21 protein-coding genes are annotated in these 19965 nt (G+C 74.4%); 11 read left to right on the top strand and 10 right to left on the bottom strand.

Going from position 1 to position 19965, the window contains the following annotated elements:
* The first annotated feature begins 109 nt into the window (after positions 1-109).
* The 4 genes from NWP10_RS02175 (at position 110) to NWP10_RS02160 (ending at position 6568) form a co-directional block, all read left to right on the top strand.
* Entirely contained in the window at positions 110-1846 is a 1737-nt protein-coding gene (locus tag NWP10_RS02175; protein WP_258299741.1) for a bifunctional 3'-5' exonuclease/DNA polymerase, read from the top strand.
* A 212-nt stretch (positions 1847-2058) separates the two neighbouring features.
* Positions 2059-3261, top strand: a complete 1203-nt coding sequence (locus NWP10_RS02170) for a DUF1611 domain-containing protein (RefSeq protein ID WP_258299740.1) — start codon at positions 2059-2061, stop codon at positions 3259-3261.
* Positions 3262-3269: 8 nt separating this feature from the next.
* A complete protein-coding gene (locus tag NWP10_RS02165; RefSeq protein WP_258299739.1) occupies positions 3270-5057 on the top strand; it encodes an ABC transporter ATP-binding protein in 1788 nt (595 codons plus the stop codon).
* Entirely contained in the window at positions 5054-6568 is a 1515-nt protein-coding gene (locus NWP10_RS02160; RefSeq protein ID WP_258299738.1) for a sensor histidine kinase KdpD, read from the top strand. The genes NWP10_RS02165 and NWP10_RS02160 overlap by 4 nt, the downstream gene beginning before the upstream one ends.
* A 28-nt stretch (positions 6569-6596) precedes the next feature.
* Here NWP10_RS02160 and NWP10_RS02155 read toward each other — a convergent pair whose 3' ends face one another.
* The 3 genes from NWP10_RS02155 to NWP10_RS02145 form a co-directional block, all read right to left on the bottom strand.
* A complete protein-coding gene (locus NWP10_RS02155) occupies positions 6597-6791 on the bottom strand; it encodes a hypothetical protein (protein WP_258299737.1) in 195 nt (64 codons plus the stop codon).
* 133 nt (positions 6792-6924) lie between these two features.
* Positions 6925-7293 carry a zinc ribbon domain-containing protein YjdM gene (locus NWP10_RS02150; RefSeq protein ID WP_258299736.1) on the bottom strand — a complete coding sequence of 123 codons (369 nt, stop codon included), beginning with the start codon at positions 7291-7293 and terminating at the stop codon, positions 6925-6927.
* A gap of 62 nt (positions 7294-7355) precedes the next feature.
* Positions 7356-9014, bottom strand: a complete 1659-nt coding sequence (locus NWP10_RS02145; RefSeq protein ID WP_258299735.1) for an AarF/ABC1/UbiB kinase family protein — start codon at positions 9012-9014, stop codon at positions 7356-7358.
* A gap of 64 nt (positions 9015-9078) precedes the next feature.
* On the opposite strand from NWP10_RS02145, the gene NWP10_RS02140 reads away from it, so the two are divergent.
* Positions 9079-9666: a DsbA family protein gene (locus NWP10_RS02140; protein ID WP_258299733.1), complete on the top strand. Its 588-nt coding sequence runs from the start codon at positions 9079-9081 to the stop codon at positions 9664-9666.
* A 363-nt stretch (positions 9667-10029) separates the two neighbouring features.
* On the opposite strand, the gene NWP10_RS02135 is transcribed toward NWP10_RS02140, so the two are convergent.
* The 3 genes from NWP10_RS02135 to NWP10_RS02125 form a co-directional block, all read right to left on the bottom strand.
* Positions 10030-10482 (bottom strand): DUF1801 domain-containing protein, encoded by a 453-nt coding sequence (locus tag NWP10_RS02135; protein WP_258299732.1) that lies wholly within the window; start codon positions 10480-10482, stop codon positions 10030-10032.
* 18 nt (positions 10483-10500) lie between these two features.
* The gene (locus tag NWP10_RS02130; RefSeq protein WP_184170130.1) at positions 10501-11337 is read right to left on the bottom strand and encodes a mechanosensitive ion channel family protein; all 837 of its coding nucleotides are present in this window, start codon (positions 11335-11337) and stop codon (positions 10501-10503) included.
* Positions 11338-11484: 147 nt separating this feature from the next.
* Positions 11485-12141: a maleylpyruvate isomerase family mycothiol-dependent enzyme gene (locus NWP10_RS02125; protein ID WP_258299731.1), complete on the bottom strand. Its 657-nt coding sequence runs from the start codon at positions 12139-12141 to the stop codon at positions 11485-11487.
* A 68-nt stretch (positions 12142-12209) separates the two neighbouring features.
* Here NWP10_RS02125 and NWP10_RS02120 point away from each other — a divergent pair, with 68 nt between their 5' ends.
* Positions 12210-12770 carry an NADPH-dependent FMN reductase gene (locus tag NWP10_RS02120; RefSeq protein WP_258299730.1) on the top strand — a complete coding sequence of 187 codons (561 nt, stop codon included), beginning with the start codon at positions 12210-12212 and terminating at the stop codon, positions 12768-12770.
* Here NWP10_RS02120 and NWP10_RS02115 read toward each other — a convergent pair.
* The 3 genes from NWP10_RS02115 to NWP10_RS02105 form a co-directional block, all read right to left on the bottom strand.
* Positions 12739-12975, bottom strand: a complete 237-nt coding sequence (locus NWP10_RS02115) for a hypothetical protein (RefSeq protein WP_258299729.1) — start codon at positions 12973-12975, stop codon at positions 12739-12741. The two genes, NWP10_RS02120 and NWP10_RS02115, sit on opposite strands and share 32 nt — an antisense overlap.
* A gap of 35 nt (positions 12976-13010) precedes the next feature.
* Entirely contained in the window at positions 13011-13451 is a 441-nt protein-coding gene (locus NWP10_RS02110; protein ID WP_258299728.1) for a VOC family protein, read from the bottom strand.
* An 87-nt stretch (positions 13452-13538) separates the two neighbouring features.
* On the bottom strand, positions 13539-14849 hold the full coding sequence (locus NWP10_RS02105) for a DUF4921 family protein (RefSeq protein ID WP_258299727.1): 1311 nt from the start codon (positions 14847-14849) through the stop codon (positions 13539-13541).
* A gap of 146 nt (positions 14850-14995) precedes the next feature.
* Between NWP10_RS02105 and arfB the strand changes: the two genes are divergently transcribed.
* The 4 genes from arfB to NWP10_RS02085 all read left to right on the top strand — a co-directional run bounded on the left by arfB (position 14996) and on the right by NWP10_RS02085 (position 18613).
* The gene (arfB, locus tag NWP10_RS02100) at positions 14996-15433 is read left to right on the top strand and encodes an alternative ribosome rescue aminoacyl-tRNA hydrolase ArfB (RefSeq protein ID WP_258299726.1); all 438 of its coding nucleotides are present in this window, start codon (positions 14996-14998) and stop codon (positions 15431-15433) included.
* 41 nt (positions 15434-15474) lie between these two features.
* Positions 15475-16125, top strand: coding sequence for an SIMPL domain-containing protein (locus NWP10_RS02095; RefSeq protein WP_258299725.1), 651 nt, complete (start codon positions 15475-15477; stop codon positions 16123-16125).
* A 72-nt stretch (positions 16126-16197) separates the two neighbouring features.
* Positions 16198-17712, top strand: a complete 1515-nt coding sequence (locus NWP10_RS02090) for an acetyl-CoA hydrolase/transferase family protein (protein ID WP_258299724.1) — start codon at positions 16198-16200, stop codon at positions 17710-17712.
* 100 nt (positions 17713-17812) lie between these two features.
* Positions 17813-18613, top strand: a complete 801-nt coding sequence (locus NWP10_RS02085; RefSeq protein ID WP_184170105.1) for a formate/nitrite transporter family protein — start codon at positions 17813-17815, stop codon at positions 18611-18613.
* Positions 18614-18700: 87 nt separating this feature from the next.
* On the opposite strand, the gene NWP10_RS02080 is transcribed toward NWP10_RS02085, so the two are convergent.
* The gene (locus NWP10_RS02080) at positions 18701-19465 is read right to left on the bottom strand and encodes a hypothetical protein (protein ID WP_258299723.1); all 765 of its coding nucleotides are present in this window, start codon (positions 19463-19465) and stop codon (positions 18701-18703) included.
* On the opposite strand from NWP10_RS02080, the gene NWP10_RS02075 reads away from it, so the two are divergent.
* Positions 19445-19965: peptidase dimerization domain-containing protein (locus NWP10_RS02075; RefSeq protein ID WP_375162461.1), on the top strand; the 521-nt coding region annotated here is incomplete at its 3' end. The two genes, NWP10_RS02080 and NWP10_RS02075, sit on opposite strands and share 21 nt — an antisense overlap.

The raw sequence follows: 19965 nt of genomic DNA, 5'->3' as shown, positions 1-19965 counted from the left end.
CCCGCTGCGCGCCGGTGCGTCCGCACAGTCTGTTCTTCGCTCGGCGGGCGTGCAAGTCTCACAGCCCCTCGCCCCGCCCACGGTGAGGCGGCGGGGCAGAATGAGGGACATGTTCGTCGTCCTGGGCCCCGCCCCCGCCTCCGTCGGCAGCCCCGGCGCCTGGTGGGCCGTAAACGGGGACGACGCCACCCCCCTGGGATCCTGCCCCGCCGGGTCCGTGGCCGGACTCGTGGCCGGTCTGCCCGCCCGCTTGGGCGTGGACCCGAGCACGGTCCGCTGGGTGCTCGCCGACGTCGGGACGGAGTACGCCGCCTGGCTGGCGGCGGGGGTGCGGGTGGATCGGTGCTGGGACGTGGCCCTCGTCCAGCGGATCCTGCGGCACGCGGCGACGGCGCCGGGCAGCGGGGTGCGTTACACGCCCGTGGCGCAGCTCGAGGTCGCCGACCCCACGGAGCCCGAGCGCCCCGCGCGGGTGCCCGCCGGTCAGGAGTCCTTCTTCGACCTGCCGGACGAGACCGGCTCCGCCCCGGACGTCACCGTGCTCGCGGCCGAGCTGGCCGCGCAGCGGACCGCCGTCGAGGGCTCGGCCCACCCGCACCGGCTGCGGCTGCTCGCGGCGGCGGAGTCGCAGGGTGCACTCGTGGCCGCTGAGATCCGGGCGGCGGGTCTGCCATGGGACCGGGGCGTGCACGAGGCGCTCCTCACCGAGCAGCTCGGCCCCCGGCCTGCACAGGGCGAGCGCCCCGCCCGCCTGCAGGCCCTGGCCGAACGCATCGCCGACGTCCTGGGCTCCCCCGGTCTGAGCCCCGACTCGCAGCCGAGCCTGCTTCGGGCGCTGCAGACGGCGGGCGTGGCCGTGGAGTCCACTCGGCAGTGGGACCTCAAGCACTGGATCGAGGCGGGCGGGGCGGAGAAGGACGCGCGGGCCGCGCTGCTCGCGCCGCTGCTGGAGTACAAGGCCCTGGCCCGGCTGTGGACGGCCAACGGCTGGCTGTGGCTGGACCAGTGGATCGGCGACGACGGCCGGTTCCACGCCGCCTACCTGGTGGGCGGCGTGGTCACCGGGCGGTGGGCCGCCCACGGCGGGGGGGCCATGCAGATCCCCGCCGGGGTGCGCGACGCCGTCCGGGCCGACCCCGGCTGGCTGCTCACCGTGGCGGATGCCTCCCAGGTGGAGCCGCGCATCCTCGCCGCCATGGCCGCCGACGAGGCGCTGGCCCATGCCGGGACCACGCCCGACCTGTACCGCGAGGTCGCCGAGCAGGGCCGCGCCGCCGGCACCGCGCTGGCCGACCGCGGCCGGGCCAAGGTGGCCCTGCTCGGGGCCATGTACGGCTCCACCACCGGCGACTCCGCCGCCCTCATGCCTCACCTGCGCCGGCTCTACCCGCGGGCGATCGGCCTGCTCGAGCGGGCCGCCTCGGTGGGTGAGGCCGGCGGGCAGGTGGCCACCTGGCTGGGCCGCTGGTCCCCCGCCCCCGAGCAGGCGTGGCTGGACTCCGTGGCGGACGTCGGCACCCAAGCCGCGGAGTCCGCGGCCCGGCGACGGCGGCGCTCGCAGGGGCGCTTCACCCGCAACTTCGTGGTGCAGGGCACCGCGGCCGAGTGGGCGCTGTGCTGGATGGGTGAGATCCGCCGTCGCCTGCGTGCGGCCGGGCTGCGGACCGAGCTGGTGTTCTTCGTGCACGACGAGGTGGTGCTCCACGGCCCGGCGCCGGAGGCGGAGGCGGTGCGCGGCGTCGTCGCCGAGGCCGCGAGCGCCGCCGGCCGCCTGCTGTTCGGCGCCGCCCCCGTGGACTTCCCGCTCACCGTGGCGTCCCTGGACTCCTACGCGGACGCCAAGTGAGCCCCGCCGCGGCGCCCCTGCACCGCAGCGGCCGCGCCGCGCGTCGCCCGGCCCGCCGCCGGGGCGCCACCCGGCTCTCATCCGCGCTTCACGAAACGTTGGTGAGATCGACGACGTCGGCGGGGGGATCCCGACGACCGGCAGGGAGGGATGCTCGTCACCGCCTCCGCGCCGTCACCGGACACCGTCCTCACCGGACGTCAGGAGAGACCATGCAGACCGAGACCGCCGACCTGATCGCCTCGCTCAGCTTCGAGCTGGAGAAAAAGTACCGCCACCTCTCCGACCACCCCGCCGAGGGCCACTCCGTGGACGGCGTGGAGGACGTGGAGCTCAGCCCCCGCCGCCTGCGCCGGGCCAAGACCTCGTACACCGCCCGGGCGTTCCGCCAGCGGGCCCGCGGCGAGGAGCACCAGGGCTACGGCCTGCGCCGCGGCCGCGGCGTCACCCCGAAGGCCGGCGACCTGGTCCTGGCCCGCATCGCGACGATCGGCCAGCACAAGCGGCTCGAGTCCTACAACTCCCGCCGCCGCAACCTCTTCATGGGCGACGAGGTGATCGTGGCCTACGGCGACCGCTACGCCCCGGACCAGTTCCTCGCCGAGGTCCCCCGCAACCTGAACTACACGAACCTCGTGGCCGCCGGCGGCATGGCCTCCCGCGTGATCGAGAAGCACGAGAACATCGACCCCGCCACGGTCCTCGAGCCGCTGGGGCTCATCACCCGCGGCGGCGAGGTCGTCTCCCTCTCCGACACGGCCCCGCACGAGATCACCCCGTGGGAGCAGGCCCGCGAGACCCTGGGCGAGGACGGCCCCACCGTGGTGGTCGTCTTCGGCTCCTCCATGAACTCCGGCAAGTCCACCACCGTGGGCTGCCTCGTCAACGGCCTGGTCAACGCCGGCCTGACCGTCCACGCCGGCAAGGCGACCGGCACCGGCGCGGGCAATGACGCCGGCCTGTTCCGCGACGCCGGCGCCGAGAAGGTCGTGGACTTCACCGACTTCGGCCTGCCCTCCACCTTCCGGCTGTCCTTCGAGTGCATCAAGGACATCATGTTCTCCATCACCTCCGTGCTCTCCCAGGGCGACCCCGACGTCGTCGTCATCGAGATCGCCGACGGCATCTACCAGGGCGAGACCGCCGCCCTCGTGGCCGACCCCGAGTTCGGCGAGCTCGCGGACAAGGTGCTCTTCGCCTGCGGCGAGGCGCTCTCCGCGGCCGCCGGCGTGGGCCTGCTCCAGCGGGCCGGCCTGCCGCTCGTGGCCGTCTCCGGCCTGCTCACCTCCGCCCCGCTGATCGCCCGCGAGGCCTCCGCCGTGGTGGACGTGCCCGTCATCCCCACCTACGACCTGTGCGAGGCCGACGTGGCCCTGCGCACGCTCGGCCTGGACGCGGAGACCGTGGGCGCGTGAACCCCTCGATGCCCGCACTGTTCGTCGGCGGCCGCAGGCTGCTGCTGCTGGGGCTCGCCGGCCTCGGCCTGCTGCAGGCGGCGCTGTCCGTGGCGGTGGCCGTGCTCACCCCGCGGCTGCTGACGGCCGGTGCGGGCGCGTGGGGCCTGGCCGCGGCCCTGCTCGTGGCCGCCCTGCTCGTGGGCGGGGCCCGGATCCTCGAGCGGGTCGCCGCCGAGGACCTGGGCCAGGACTACGTCCGGGAGACCCGTCGGCTGCTGGTGACCAGCGCCCTCGTCCCGGAGAAGTCGCTCAACCTGGGCAGCACGATCGCCCGCACCACGAACGACCTCACCGCGGTGAAGAACTGGATCGCCCTCGGGATCAGCCCGATCGTGGTGGGCGTGCCGCTGATCGTGGGCATCGTGATCGGCCTGTTCGTGCTGCTGCCCACCCTCGGGCTCGTCGTCGTGGTCACCCTGGGCGTGTTCTTCACCGCCCTGTGGGCGCTGTCCCGCGTGTTCTTCCGGCGCGCCGTGGCGGTGCGCCGGGTGCGCGGCAAGATGGCCGGCTACGTGGCGGACACCGTGACGGCCGCGGGCTCGATCCGCACCGCCGGCGGCGTGCAGCGGGAGGTGGGCCGGGTGGACCGGATCTCCGGCCAGCTCCAGGACGCCGCCCACCGCCGCGCCGTGGTCTCCGGGACCATGCGCGGCTCCGCCGCCTCCATCACCACCGTGCTGGGTGTGCTCGTGGCCATCACCGGCTCGGCCGCCGGCTCCACCGGGGCCGCCATCACCACCGCGGTGTTCATCGCCGGCATGCTCGGCGCCCCCGTGACCGAGCTCGGCCGGGTGGGCGAGTACCGGCAGAACTACAACGCCGCCTGCCGGGTGCTGCGCCCCATCATCGAGAACGCCCGCGGCCACGCCCGGCGGGAGAAGCGCCAGAAGCGGGCCCGCACCCGCATGCGCCACCACGGCAACCCGCGCGGCCTCTCCCGGGACGCCGTGCACCTGGCAGACCTGCGGGACGCCGAGGGGACGATCCCCTCCCTCGTGGCCGCCCCCGGCTCCCGCGTCCTGCTCACCGGCGGCTCCCGCGAGCGCCTGGAGCGCGTCACCCGGGAGATCACCGGGGACATGCCCGCCTCGGACGCGTGGATCACCGTGGCCGGCCGCCACCTCTACGCCATGACCGGCAAGGACCGCCGCGAGCTGATCGGCGTCGCCGCCCGGGACGTGCCGCTGCAGCGCGGCACCATCTCCCGGATCGTCCGCTACCGCAACCGCGGCGCCGGGGAGACCGTGGCGCAGGTGCTGGACCGCGTGGGCATGGCCGAGCGCGTGGCCCGCCTGCCCGAGGGCGAAGCCACCCGCCTCAAGCGCGGCGGCGAGCCCCTGTCCGTCAACGAGCGCGCCCTGCTGAAGATCGCAGGCGCCGTGGCCGGCAACCCGCCCCTGCTCGTCCTGGACCACGTGGACGACCAGCTCGACGCCCGCGACCGCCCCATCCTGCGCCGCATCCTCGCGGACTACCCCGGCTGCGTGATCCTGCGCAGCGCCTCCCCGCACGAGCTGCTGGAGCGGTACGAGGTCTACAACGTGGACGAGCTGGCCCCCACCCTCGTGGTGGCCCCGTCCGTGCTGCACTCCCGCATCCAGGGCGAGCGGCCCACCACCTACGTCCCCGGCGCGGACCGGGACCCGTTCGGACCCCCGGTCCGGCACTCCGCCGTGGAGCTGGCCGGCACCCGGGCCGCGTCCGCCCCGCGCCTCGGCGAGTCCGCCGACGACCTCGAAGGAGACGACGAATGACCCGCAGCAAGCCCACCGGACGGCTCAGCGCCTCCGGCCGCGCCCGCGTCGTCGCCTGGATCCTGGGCGTCTCCGCCCTGGGCATGGTGCTGATGCTCGTCTCCATCGTGCTCACCCTGCGGTGGGTCGAGCGGGACGCGATCGAGACCTCCCTGACGCAGGAGAGCGACGAGGTGGCGGTCTTCGCCCAGAACGGGCGCGACCCCGAGACCGGCGAGCCCTTCGCCACCCCCGAGCGCTTCGTGGGCCACTACCTGGAGCGGCAGCGCGTGGAGCCCACCGAGCTGATGTTCGGCGGCACCGCGGCCACCCCCGTGATCGCCCAGATCCACGGGGACGCCGCCGCGCCGGTCGAGCTGCTCGCCCCGGCCACCCGCCAGGCCATGGAGCAGCCCCGCTCCCGCGGCACCCTCGTGGACCCGACGCACGGACGCATCTCCTACGCGAATCTCACCGTCACCACGCCGGCGGACACCGGGCACGTCGTCGTCGCCGTCTTCCACGAGCGCTACGAGCAGCGCGTGATGACTCAGACGCTGCTGCTCTCCGCCCTGGCCCTGGCGGCCCTCGCCGCCACCGCGGCGGCGGCCTGGCTGGTCTCCAGCCGCATCCTCGGGCACACGGTGGAGTTCCACCGGGCGGTGGACGCCTCGCTCAAGGACCGGGGGCTGCGCCGCCTGCCGGAGAACGGGTCCGCGGAGTACGCGGGCCTGGCCCGGCGCGCCAACGACCTGGTCCGCCGCGCCGACCGGCGCCTCGAGGAGGAGCGGCGCTTCGCCGAGGACGTCACCTTCGCCCTGCGCACCCCGCTCACCGTGATCGAGGGCGGCCTGCGGAACCCGGGCGGGGACGAGCAGGAGCGGCGCACCTCCTACCGGCACATCGGGGCCGAGGCCACCCGCGTGCGCGGGCTGCTGGAGGACCTCGTGATCCTCTCCCGCCTCCAGCAGGACGACGTGGTGCTGGAGCGCACCCCCGTGGACGTGGGCGTGCTCGTGGCCACGGCGGCCAAGGCGTGGCGGGAGCGCCACCCGGACGCCGCGGACGAGCCGCGCCTGGACGTGGAGGCCCCCGCCGAGGGCCTGACCGCCGTGACGGACCGCTCACGGCTCGTGCAGGTCCTCGAGGAGCTGCTGGACAACGCCCGGCACGCGGTCCGCTTCGCGTCGGGCTCGGACCTGCCGCGCGACCTGACCGCCGTGACCCCGCTGGAGCGCACGCTCTCCGTGCGGGTCCGCGAGGAGGAGCGTGACGGCGAGCCGTGGGCCGTCGTCGAGGTCGCCGACCGGGGCCGCGGCATCCCCGAGGAGGACCGCGAGGAGGTGTTCGAGCGGCTGGCCAACGCCTCGAACGACCCGTACCCCGGCAACGGGCTCGGCCTGCCCGTGGCGGCCCTGCTCAGCACCGCACTGGACGGGGAGCTCACCCTGGAGCCCGGCCCCGGCGCCGCGGGGACCGTGGCCCGGTTGGCCGTGCCGCTGACGGCCGATCAGGACGGCGAGGACGCCTGACCGGCCGGGGCAGCCCGTGCCGCCCCCGTCAGTGCTCCAGGGTGGGTCCGGCCTGCTCGCCGGCGCGGCCCTCCGCGGCGCGGATCCGCGAGCCGCGGGAGCCGGGCTCGGTGATCGTGCGCAGCACCTCCGTGGCCGGGTGCGCCGGGTCCTCGGCCCGCACGATTCGCCGGTGGAAGCCCTTCGGCCCGCGCCGCGTGGCCAGCCAGGCCAGGGCCACCACGGCCCCGGCGCCGCGGGGACCGTGGCCCGGCTGGCCGTGCCGCTGACGGCCGATCAGGACGGCGAGGACGCCTGACCGGCCGGGGCCTCGCGGTCCTCACCGGTCAGGCACCACGGTAGAACCGGGCCGGGGCTCAGGTCGCCTTCTTCACCACCGAGGACTTCAGGTACATCTGGCCGGCGCCGGGGACCTTGGCGGCGATGTCGTGCCCGTCCACCGGGCTCTCGAGCAGGCGGATGCCGCGCACCTTGGTGCCGGCCTTGATGCCGGCTCCGCCCTTGACCTTGAGGTCCTTGGCGATCGTGACGTCGTCGCCGTCGGCCAGCGGGTTGCCCACGGCGTCCTTCACGACGGCGGCCGCCGGCTCCGCCTGCTCGGACGGCTCGTCCGCGGCGGGGCTCCACTCGTGGCCGCACATGGGGCACACCAGCAGGGCGCCGTCCGCGTAGGCGTACTCCTCGGCGCAGGCGGGGCAGGGCGGCAGGGCATCGGTCTGGGTCATGCCACCAGTGTGCGGTGCCGCGCCGGGGTCGGCGCGCGCCGTCGTCGTCGTGGCGGACCCGCTCAGCCGCGCGGGCGGCGCCGCATCCGGCGGGGGCGTCCGGTCCAGGCAAGGTAGGCGCTGCCGCCGGTGAGGGCGGCGCCGCCGGCGGCCACCACCGGCCCGGCGAACCGGCCGAGCCGGTCCTTGTAGGCCACCAGCACGTTGGTGCCCCCGGTGATCATGGCGGCGACCACGAGCGCGGCCACCACGCGGTCCCCCGTGCGCTCCATGCGCGCCACGAGCGGCTCGAGCTCGCCGGTGCGGAGGGTGACGTCCAGGCCGCCGTCCTCGAGGTGGTCGATGACCTTGCGCGCGTACTCCGGCAGGTCCAGGCCGAGCTCGGCGGCGGCGAGCCCCGCCTGCCCGATCCGGCCGGCCACCCGCCGCGGGTCCAGCTCCTCCCCCGCCACCCGGACGGCGAACGGGTTGAGCACGCGGGTGTAGTCGAAGCCGGGGTGCAGGCGCTTGCCGAGCCCGTCCACGATGATCAGCATGCGGAAGAGCTGCACGAGCTCGGGCGGGAGCGCGAGGCGGTGCCGGCGGACGATCCCGAAGATCTGGCCCACCAGCTGGTCCACGCGGATGTCCGAGAGGTCGCGGCCCTCGAGGCGGCCGGTGATGCGGGAGACCTCCAGGCGCAGGGCGCGGCGGTCCAGGTCCCCGCGCGGCGGGGCGATGGCTACCAGCGCGCGCACCAGGCCGTCCGGGTCCTGGCGCACCAGGGCCATCGCCATGCGGGCGAAGCGGCGGCGCATGCCGGAGCTGATCCGGCCCACGGAGCCGAAGTCGATGAAGCCGATGACGCCGTCCGCCTCGATGAAGACGTTGCCCGGGTGCGGGTCCGCGTGGAACAGGCCGTCCTCGAACACCATGCCCATGAGCACCTCGGCGGCCCGGTAGGCCAGGTCCGCCCGGTCGATCCCGGCGGCGTCGAGGGAGGCCAGGTCGTCTACGCGGAATCCGGTGATCTCCTCCATGGTCAGCACGCGCGAGGACGTGGTCGCCCAGTCCACCCACGGGACCCGCACGCCGGGCACGTCCCGCAGGTTCTCGGCGATCTGCTCGCAGGCCCGCGCCTCGACGAGGTAGTCCAGCTCGGCGCGCAGGGCGCGGTCGAACTCGTCCACCAGGGAGACGACGTCCATGTCCTGGAGGGCCCGCGAGGCCCGGGACAGCCGGCTCGCGACCGTGCGCAGGATCTCCAGGTCCGTGCGGACCTGCTCGACCACCCCGGGCTTGCGGATCTTCACGACGACGTCGCGCCCGTCGTGCAGCCGTGCCCGGTGCGCCTGGCCGATCGAGGCGGTGGCCAGCGGCACGGGGTCGAACCAGGCGTAGAGCTCGTCTACGGAGGCGCCGAAGTCCTCCAGCACCGTTGCGGCCATGGCTTCGAACGGGACGGGCGTGGTGTCGTCCGTGAGGCGGGCGAATGCCGTGCAGATGCTCTCCGGGAACATGTCCGGGCGGGCCGAGATCAGCTGGCCGAGCTTCACGAACGTCGTGCCCAGCTGCTCGAACACGTCCACGAGCATGTCCGGCCGCAGCACGGCGTCCCGGGCGGTGCGGGCGTCCGCGGCGGGCAGCCAGCGGCCGAGCCCGGCCGCCAGCGCGGTGGCCTGGAGGCCGTTGCGGCCCAGGACGAGGGCGATCTCGCGGGAGCGGTGCAGACGGCTGGGCATGGGCCCCACGCTACCCACCCGGCACCGGGACCTGGCATGGCCCGGCAGCCTCTAGCATGGGGCCATGGCGCTCGACGACATCCAGAGGCATCTCGCGTGGAAGCTGCAGGGCATCCCCCAGGACGGCGATCTGCTGGGCGCGGCCGGCGCTCCGGCGCACCTGACCTACTGGGGCGACCTGCAGTGCCCGCACTGCCGCGACTTCGTCAACCACGACCTGATGGAGCTGGTGCAGCAGGAGGTGCGGGCCGGCGTCGTCACCCTGCGCTACCGCCCGCTCGAGACGACCACCCGGGACAGGGGAGAGTTCGTGGCCCAGCAGGCCGCCGCCTGGGCGGCCGGGCGTCAGGGCCGGCTGTGGGAGTTCATGGAGACATTCCACCTGAGCCAGCAGGAGGCGGACTCCGGGTACGTGACAGACCGATTCCTGCGTGCGATCGCCGACGAGATCCCCGAGCTGGACCTGGAACGCTGGGAGAGGGACCGGCGCACGGATCTCACCGACCACCTGGTCGAGTCCGAGCGGCAGGCGCGGGCGGCCGGCGTCACCGGCTCCCCGGGCCTCGTGCTCGAGGCCGACGGCCGACGCCGCGGCCCGCTGCGCCCCACGATCTACGACCTCCTCGACGCCGTCGACGAGCTCCTGGCCTGACGGCGGGCGGGGCGAGCAGGCACGGCGCCGCCGCGCGGCTCAGGCTCAGCGGAAGAGCCGGCTCACGAGGCGGTGGGCCAGCCGGGAGCCGGCGCGCCTGCCCGTCGCCCGGGGGCCGCTGCGCACGGCGTTGACGTCGCCGCGGAGGCGGCGGGCACGACGGCGCCCGTCCCGGCACCGCGAAGCCCCCCGGCAGCTCCCCGTCGACGGGGAGGGCCAGGCGCCGCTCCACCACCGCCACCCAGCCGGCGCGCTCCGCCGTGCGGAACCGGACGGCGTCCGCCGACGCCGAGGGGCCGTCGTCGAGCATCCCGCCGCCGGAGAGCAGGCCGCGCTCGTCGTAGAAGCGCAGGGCCTTGACACTCAGGCCAGGCGCTTGATCACCGTTCCATCGTGGGAGTCCACGAAGGACTCGTCGTCGCCCCAGCCCACGCGGATCATCTCGCGCAGGACGGCCTCGTCCACGTCCTCGAGCTTGTTGATGTACAGGCAGCCCTTGCCGACCTTGTGCTTGCCGAGCCGGGCGAGCAGGTCCGCGTGGGAGCCGTACGTGGTGAGGCCGTAGAGGCTCAGCGCGGACTTGCGGGGGCTGAAGCCCACCTGGAACATCTCGCCGGAGTGGCCCGTGGGATACGTGAAGCGCACGTGGCCGAAGCCGATCATGGACGGCCCCCACATCACGGCCTCGGCACCGGTCTCCTCCCGGAACATCCGCAGCAGCGCGAAGCCCTGCTCCTGTCGGCGTGCCGGCTCGACGGTGGCCAGGTACTCCTCGACGGGCACGTCGGTCACGGTGGTCTTCTGCTGGTAGGCCATGGGGGATCCTCTCGGCGCTCAGGGTGTGGGCGGCGTGCCGAGCACGCGGGCCATCTCGGGGCCGGGCTCGACGACGAGGACGTCGGAGCCGGTCGCCACGCCGTGCTCACGGAACGCCGCGAGCACGGCGGCGATCACCTCGTGGGTCGCCTGCTTCGTCTCCAGCTGGGCGGCGCCGGACCAGAAGCGCAGGTCGATGCCGACCGTCGTCGTCCCGACCTCGGAGAGCAGGGCCTGCGGAGCGGGGTCGTCCAGGACGGGGCCGACGGCGAGCATCGCCTCCTCGGCGATGCGGCAGGCGGCGACCAGGTCCACGGCGTCGTCGACGTCCACGCGGACGGTGGAGCGGACTCGCTCGAAGCCGGTCTGCACCGTCACGACCTCCGAGTGCATCACCGCATTGGGCACGAGGACGAGGCGCCCGTCGAAGGTCCGCACCGAGGTGGACGTGAGGCTCATGGCCACGATGGTGCCGCGGTGCCCGGACACCTCGATCTGGTCCTCCACGCGGAACCGGTCCCGCGCGAGCATGACGATGCCGGCGAACATGTTCCCCAGGACGGTCTGGAACGCGATGCCGGCGGCGATGGAGACGACGCCGACCCCGCCGAGGATGTCCACCGGCCGCACGGAGGGGAAGACGATGGCGAGGGCGGCCATGAGTCCGAGGAGCACGCCCAGGCCGAAGGCGAGCTGGCCGAAGACCCGCGCGGCCGCCGCGCCCCGGCCGCGCCAGCGCATCGTGCCGATCACGGCCGCACGCAGGGCCAGGCCCAGCAGCACCCCGATCCCGAGGGCGACGGCGCCCCAGCCGAGCCCGGCCCAGGTGATCCGGGGCAGGTCGATGATCGGCATGGGACCTCCAGGGCCGGCGGGGCGGGACTCCACGATCAGATCATCCCCGGCCGGCCCCGTCCAGGCCTGCGCTCGACCCGGGAGGCGGAACGACCCGCCGCTCCGTGCGGTGCAGGCCGACGGCGGGACCGTGGTCCATCCGCCGGTTCATCCGTCCGCGTCGATGCGGCGACGCAGCTCCGGCACGCCGTTCCCCTCGAGCGCCGCGAGCCCGTACGGACGCCCGGCCATCGCCATCACGAGGGAGAGAACCGGCCCGCGGACATCGGGCCCGGCGCCGCAGCGCACGTCCGCGTCCGTGGCGGCCAGGCTCAGGCCGCGCACGAGGCGGGCCGAGTCCACGGCGAAGTCCCTCGCGGCGAAGCGCCGGGCCACCTCGGCGACGGCCTCGGGGTCCGGTCCACCGGGGAGGCCGAGGGGCACGCGGATGTCCGTGCCGTGCACCACGACCTCGCCGAGCCAGGCCCACGTGTCGCCGGTCGGGGCCACGCGGCTGTCGGTCACCGCCGCGAAGCGCGCCCACGTGTCGGCCGGGGTCGACCCCAGATGCTCCCGCAGGCGCCGCGCGTTGTGCCGGCCGGCGTCGAACCGGGCGCCCACCATGCTGCGCAGCCACGCCAGCCGGCCCGTGGAGGCCCCCGCCGTGAGGTGCGCGAGCGTCTCCTCCACGGTCCACTCCGTGCAGAGCGAGGCCGTCCGCCACTGCTTGGGGCTCAGGTGCTCGAGGTTCGCGGCGAGACGGGCGCGCTCGGCGTGGACGGCGGTCCATGTGCGGTCTGCATCCCATACCGGTCCGTTCTCCATGGGCTCCATGATGACGCCGCGGGCGGGCGCCGTCACCCGGTGCCGGACGCGGTCCTAGACTCGGCCGCATGAGACTCGGCATCGTCATCGGATCGGTTCGCGAAGGGCGCTTCGGCGCGCAGGTCGGCGCGTGGGTGGAGGAGGTGGCCCGCGGCCTGGACACCGGCGGCCGGGACGTGGAGTGGGACGTGCTCGACGTGGCCGCGTTCGACCTGCCGATCATGACCGACGAGGGCTGGGCGCAGGACGAGGACGGCCCCGCCGAGGTGCACCGCTGGCGTGACGCCGTGGCCGCGTGCGACGGGTTCGTGTTCATCAGCCCCGAGTACAACCGCAACATCCCCGGCGCCTTCAAGAACGCCTTCGACCTGCTCTCCGCGCAGTGGAAGGACAAGGCCCTGGCCCTCGTGGCCTACGGCGGGCTCGGCGGCGTGCGCGCCACCGAGGCGTGGCGGTTCACCGTGGCGGCCTACAACATGCACGTGGTCGGCGACTCGGTGCAGCTCGTGCGCCGTGCCGACTTCCCCGACGGGACGTTCGCCCGCACGGACCACCACGACAAGACGCTGAGCCGGGTGCTCACCCGTCTGGTGGACCTCACCGAGGCGACGGCGGCACTGCGGAGCTGAGCAGGCGGCGGGCCAGCAGCGTCCGGACCACGATCACGACGCCGACCAGCGCGTTGATCAGGCCCAGCCCGCCGAGCCCCGGCGAGTCGTCCACGTGGCCCGCCCACGTCACCATGGCGCCGACCGCGACGACGAGGAGGCCGGCGAGGACCGAGAGGACGGTCCACCAGAGGGGCGGGCGGTAGGTGGCGACGTCGCGATGCATGGCGTCAGTGTGCCGCACGGACGTTCGGCACCGGGTCACTCCCCCGCCTTCAGCTCCTGGGCCAGCATCACGAGGATGCCGCTGGGACCGCGCACGTAGGTCAGCAGGAAGGCGTCCTCATACCGCGCGACGCCTCTCAGCGGCCGGCAGCCATGCCGGGCGGCGGCCGCGAGCGCGGCGTCCAGGTCGTCCACGGCGAAGGCGATGCGGTGCATGCCGATCTCGTTCGGGCGCGTCGGCTCCGTCTCCACCGGCTCGGGGTTCAGGTACTGCATGAGCTCGACCATGCCGTGCCCGTCCGGGGTGGCGAGGAGCGCGATCTTGGCGTGGTTCCCCTCGAGACCCACGGCGGTCTCGGCGAACTCTCCGCTGACCTCGTCGCGGCCGAGCACGGTCAGGCCGAGGTCCTCGAAGAAGGCGACGGCCTCCTCGAGGTCCCGCACCGCGATCCCGACGTTGTCCATCCGGATGCTCATGCCTCGAAGACTAGGCTCGGCGTCGTTCCAGCGCACCGGCGGGCCGTCGCCTGACGGCCTCGTCGCCCTTGACGACGCGGCGCGTGATCAGACCGCCCCGCGCCCGTCGTCGTCGACCCGGATCCCGTCCGCGATCGCACCTGCGGCCTGCAGCTCCCGCAGGCGCGTCGCCACGCGCTCGCGCACGGACCCGGGGCTGACGGTGTTGAGGTAGATCTTCGTGGCGCCCTCGAACCCGGCCAGCGTGGAGACGCGCCACTTCAGGCAGACCCGCCACGGCAGAGGCTCGGCGACGCCGGTCGGGCGGGTGTGCCACTCCTCGTTGCTGGGCACGTCCGCGCCGGTGGCGGCGTGGGCGGCGTGGATCAGGTCCGCCATGGCGTCGCGCTCGGCGTCCGTCTGCTCCCACGGCTCGCAGGTCGGCGAGAGCGAGTGGATCTCCACCGTGGGGTACCGGTGGCCGAACCCGGCGAACATCGCGGCGTGCTCGTTCCGCGCGATCATCAGGCCCTGCTCGGCGGCGTAGCCGAGCGCGTCCTGCGCGAACGCGTCAGGGTTCCGCCGCACCCGCGCGATCGCGGCCTCGTTCTGCACCCCGACCTCGTCGATCGCCACAAGCTGCTTGTGCAGGTGGTCGAAGGACGCGCCGGCCGGCTTGAGCCAGTTCTGGAACACGGACACGTAGCGGGCGTGCGGGTTCGCCGCGTACAGATCCCGCATCGAGTCCACCGTGAGCGCGATGAACCGCCGGTGCTCCTCGGGGCTGAGCGTCCCAGAGCCGGCGAGCGCGTGGTCGTCCTGCGCGCCGTCCACGAAGTGCCGCCGGGCGATGATCACGTCGTGCCCGCCGCCGAAGAACCCGGACGCGGCTTCGATCCGCTCCTCCTCCGGCATCGCCTCGACCTCCTCGGCGTTGCGCCCGGCGGCGCGCAGCTTGTTCCCGACGACGGCCAGCACGTGGGCGCGGCCGGCCTCGGTGGCGAGATACGCGGCGCGGCGGGCGGCGACCCCCGGCGCGGGCACGAACCCGTGGTTGAGGCGCCAGTACTCGTAGCTGAGGATCTCGAAGAGGTTGGGCACGCGGCGGAACTCCGGGACGGTGTCGAACAGGGCCTCGGCCGGCACGTCGCGCAGGATCGCGTGCTCGCCGTCCTCGGTGCGGACCACGCGGGACTTCTCCGGCGGGGTCTCGAGGAGCCGCGCGGAGCAGAATGCGCAGTGGCGGCCGTCGTCGTCGGGGTCCAGGGGCTGCGCGGCGGGGCGGGCGATCCCCAGGGGGCGGTGGCCGCGGCCGGGGACGGTCCACACCTCGGTGCCGGAGAACGGGTTGCGCTGCTTGACGGTGCCGTCGGGCAGCTCGGCGAGGAAGTCCTGCGCGGGCGGGCGGGTCCGGGACATCGTCTCTCCTCGGGTCACGGGCGTGGCGGTCGGACGAGCCTCACCCTAGTGCGGGGTCCGGACGGCCTTGCGGCGCACGACGTCCCGCCGGCGCCGGACCCGTGCGATGCTGGCTGGCATGCAGAGCAGCCCCGGCCCCCGGTCCCATGGCTGAGCTGCGCGTGGAACCGGGCCCGGGCGCCCCGCGCGGCCTGGTGATCCCGGCCGCGGAGCTGACGGAGCGGTTCTCCCACGCCTCCGGTCCGGGCGGGCAGGGCGTGAACACCGCCGACTCGCGCGTGCAGCTGAGCCTGGACCTCGCCACGACGACGGCGCTCGACGAGTCCCAGCGCGCCCGCGCCCTGGCCGTGCTCGGCCCGCGGCTGGCCGGGACGGTGCTGACGGTGGCCGCCGAGGAGCACCGCGCCCAGCGCCGCAACCGCGTGGCCGCCCGCGAGCGCCTGGCCGCGATGCTTCGCGAGGCGCTGATCCCGGAGACCCCGCGCCGGGCGACCCGCCCCACGCGCGGCTCTCGCCGGCGCCGCCTCGAGGCGAAGCGGCAGCGCTCCGAGACGAAGCAGCTGCGGCGCCGCCCCGGCGTCTGAGACCACTGCCTGCCGCGCCGCCCCTCCCCTACGCTGACGCCATGATCATCACCGTCGCCGGCGAGCACCGCGCCGCCCACCCGCCCGAGCTCGGCACGCTCACCGTCCGGATCGCGGTCGAGGACGCGGACGCCGCCGCCGCGATGGCCGCCCTCACCCGGGAGGCCGACCGCCTCACCGCCGAGGTCGACGCGCTGCGGCAGGCCGAGCCGAGCCCCGTCGTCGCCTCCGCCGTGCAGGCGCCGGGGACGCGGTCCTGGCGGCCCTGGAACGAGCGCGGCGAGTCCCAGCCGCCGCGGCACGAGGCCTCGGTGCGCGCCTCGGTGACCTTCGACGACGTCGGCGCGCTCGCCGGCTGGGCCTCCCGGTGGGGCGAGCGGGACGGATGGTCCCTCGACGAGGTCGCGTGGTCCCTGACGGACGCCGTCCGGGCCCGCCTCGAGGCGGCGGCGCTGCGGGCCGCGGTGGCGGACGCCCGACGTCGGGCCGAGGCGATCGCCGCCGAGTGCGGCACCGGACGGGTCACGGTGCTCGACGTCGCCGACGCGGGGCTGCTCCCGGGCGGCGGCGCCCCTGAGCCGCGCGTCGGGGCCATGGTTCGGGCGTTCGGACAGGACGCCGGCGAGGGCGTCGCCGTGGCCCCGGAGGACGTGGAGGTCCTGGTCCGGCTGCACGTCCGATTCGAGGCTTAATGCAGGTCAGGCCAGTACGCTGAGGTGTCCGCACCGTCCGGACCCACCGCCCTGACTGCCCTCGGAGGTCCCATGTCATCCCGCATCCAGCACGCCGGCCTGCGCGCCAAGGTGATGTCCGCGCAGGAGGCCGCGGCCTTCATCCGGCCCGGGACCACGGTGGGCATGAGCGGCTTCACCGGCTCGGGCTATCCGAAGGCGGTGCCCCTGGCCCTCGCGGAGCGGATCTCCGCGGCGCATGCCCGCGGCGAGGACTTCCGGATCGACCTGCACACGGGCGCGTCCACCTCCTCCGAGATGGACGGCGCGCTGGCCGAGTCCGGCGGCATCGCGCTGCGCACCCCGTTCCAGTCGGACCCGACGATGCGCGCCAAGATCAACGCCGGCGAGGTCGAGTACATCGACACCCACCTCTCGCACCTGGCGCAGACCGTGTGGAACGGCTTCTACGGGCCGATGCACACGGCCGTCGTCGAGGTCTCGGCGATCCGCGAGGACGGCACCCTGGTGCCCAGCTCCTCGGTGGGCAACAACAAGTCCTGGCTGGACCTCGCGGACGAGGTCATCCTCGAGGTGAACTCGTGGCAGAGCGAGGAGCTCGAGGGCCTGCACGACGTCTACTACGGCACGGCCCTGCCCCCGCACCGCCAGCCGGTGATGATCACGGACCCCGCGGACCGGATCGGCCAGCCGTACTTCGAGTGCGACCCCGCCAAGGTGGTCGCCGTCGTCGAGACCCACGCCCCGGACCGCAACTCCCCCTTCAAGCCGGCGGACGAGGACTCGATCGCCATCGCCCAGCACCTGGTGGAGTTCTTCGAGCACGAGGTGGCCGCCGGCCGGTACGACGAGCGGCTGCTGCCGCTGCAGTCCGGCGTGGGCAACATCGCCAACGCGGTGATGGCCGAGCTGGTGAAGTCCCGGTTCCGCGGGCTGACCGCCTTCACCGAGGTGGTGCAGGACGGCATGCTGGACGCCCTGGACTCCGGCACCCTCTCGATGGCCTCGGCCACCGCGTTCTCCCTGTCCACCGAGGCCGCCGAGCGGTTCAACGCGAACGTGGCGCAGTACAAGGACAAGCTGATCCTGCGCACCCAGGAGATCTCCAACCATCCGGAGCTCGTGCGCCGCCTGGGCGTCCTCGCCATGAACGGCATGCTCGAGGCGGACCTGTACGGCAACGTGAACTCCACGCACCTGATGGGCACGAAGATGATGAACGGCCTGGGCGGCTCGGGCGACTTCGCCCGCAACGCGTTCACCTCGTTCTTCCTCACCCCCTCGGCGGCCAAGGGCGGGGACATCTCCTGCATCGTGCCGATGGTCTCCCACGTGGACCACACGGAGCACGACGTCCACGTGCTCGTCACGGAGCAGGGCCTGGCGGACCTGCGCGGCCTCTCCCCCAAGCAGCGCGCCCGCACGATCATCGCGAAGTGCGCGCACCCGGACTACCGGGACCAGCTGCAGGACTACTCCGACCGCGCGCTGAAGGAGTCCTCGGGCCTGCACACCCCGCACCTGCTGGGCGAGGCCCTGTCCTGGCACCAGCGGTTCCTCGAGACCGGGAGCATGAAGCAGGCCTGACCCGGGTTTCCCGATGACGGCGGCCGGCCCCGGTGGGCGGCCGACGTCGTCGCGGGGCAGGCACGCCGAGGCCCAGTCGGTGACGTGGGAGGATGCGCAGATGAGCGAGGAGCACACCGGGCACGACCGCCGCGAGGCCGACGTCGAGGACGCGGTCGAGGACGTCCACCATGAGGCCGTGGAGGAGGGCGCCGAGCGCCTGCACCGCTCCTGGCCGGTGCTGCTGACCACGGGATTCCTCGGGGGTGTGGAGATCAGCATCGGGCTGCTCGCCTACCTGCTGGCCCTGCACGAGACGGGCAGCCACCTGCTCGCGGGCGTCGCGTTCTCCATCGGGTTCATCGCCCTGTTCCTGGCGCACTCGGAGCTGTTCACCGAGGGGTTCTACTACCCGATCATGGCGATCGTGAACGGCCGCGCCACCTGGGCGGAGCTGCTGCGCCTGTGGGGCGTGACGCTGCTGATGAACCTGATCGGCGGGTGGATCACGGTGGGGCTGATCGTGGTGGCCTTCCCCAAGCTGCACCCGGTGATCGCCGAGACGGCGCACCACTTCCTGGACATCGGCCTCAGCTGGCAGGGCGCGGCACTGGCCGTGCTTGCGGGCGCGGCCATCACGCTCCTGACGCGCATGCAGGCCGGCGCGGACGAGGCCGTCGCCACGGTGGTGGCCTCGGTGGCCGGGGCCGTGGTGCTGGCCGGCGCCTCCCTGTTCCACTCCGTGCTGGATTCGGTGGTGATCTTCGGGGCCATCCACGCCGGCGTCGAGGGCGTGGACTACCTCGCCTGGCTCGGCTGGATCTGGTGGGTGATCCCGCTGAACGTCCTGGGCGGGCTCGTGTTCACCACCCTGCCGCGCGTGCTGCGCTCGGCCGAGGTGCGGGAGGACGCCCCGGCCTGAGCCGGGTGCGGTGGCGAGGGCGACTCTCCGAGGCGCCGCCCCGCAGTGCCTCCCCGCGCTCTGGCCGGACGGGTCACGGCGGACCGCTCAGCGCCGCCGCGTCTCCAGCGTGAACCCGTGGTCGCGCAGGCGCTGCACGAGGACGTCGCCGAGCGCCGTGGCGGGCGTGAGGACGCCGGTCCGCGCGGGGAGCCGGTCCTCGTCCTCGGCGAGGGCGAGACCGGCCTGGCCGAGCATCACGGCGGTGCCGGTGTAGGCGGGGTCCCGCGCGGCGGCCACGCGCACCAGCCCGCGCGGCCCGGCCCCGGTGTCCGTGACCTCCCGGTACCGGAAGTCGCCGCCGTAGGACCAGCCGGTCAGGGTATTGCTCCAGCGGACGACGCGCGTGTTGTACCCGGCCATCACGAACGGCGCCTCCCAGCGCCCGGACTCCCCGTCCTTCGCCACGGGCATTCGCGAGCCCCGGCCGCGCCCGGTGCCGGAGCCGCTCCGGTCCGGCTCGGCGTCCCGGTCCGGGGACAGCCCGTAGGGGTCCTTCACGACGGCGGCGCGGGCCTCGTCCGCCGCCGCCTCGGTGAACTGGCGGCGCATGGAGTCCACGGTGCCGCCGCTGAACCCGCCGCGCATCGAGCGCACCCGCAGGACGGTGTCCGTGAGCGTGCCCTCGCCGTCGGCGGCCGCCTGCTGCGCGGTGAGGAGCACGCCGAGGTCAGAGGGCACCGAGTCGAAGCCGCAGAAGTTCACGATCCGCGCGCCCGTGGCCTGCGCGGTTGCGTGGTGCGTGTCGATCATGTCCCGGACGAACAGCGCCTCGCCCGTGAGGTCGGCGTAATGGGTGCCGGCGGCGCCCACGCGTCCACCCCGGAGGACGCCGTGGACGTGGTCACCGCGGCCAGCTCCCTGATCCAGCAGCTCCTGCTCATCCCGTCCCGCCGGGTGGCCGGCCTGGACCCGTGCGTGGTGTCCACGACGTGGATGGACGCCGGGCGTCAGTCGGCGCTGAACGTGTACCCGCCGGAGGCGCACATCGGCGGCGTGGTCCGCACGCAAGACGACGACGTGCGGGACACGGTCGAGGCGGCGATGCGGGACATGGTCCGCGGCCTGGAGACGGCCAACCCCGGTCTGAGCTGCGAGCTGGACTATCTGCGCGGCTACGACATGGTGTGGAACGACCCGGCCCGCACCGCGGTGGTCCAGGAGCTGTGCGAGGACCTGTTCCCGGGCTCGGTGATCACCGACCCGCCGATGCTCGGCGGCGAGGACTTCGCGGCCTTCTCCCGGGCCGCGCCTCGCGGCGGGGGGAGGTCACGCCCGCTCCGGGCGCGCCCCCCGCTCTGGCCCCGGACCGC

The sequence above is a fragment of the Micrococcus sp. HG099 genome, assembly GCF_024723355.1.
GTDB lineage: Bacteria > Actinomycetota > Actinomycetes > Actinomycetales > Micrococcaceae > Micrococcus > Micrococcus endophyticus.
Note: the sequence above shows the minus strand (reverse complement) of the source record. Positions and strands in the feature narration are given on the sequence as shown.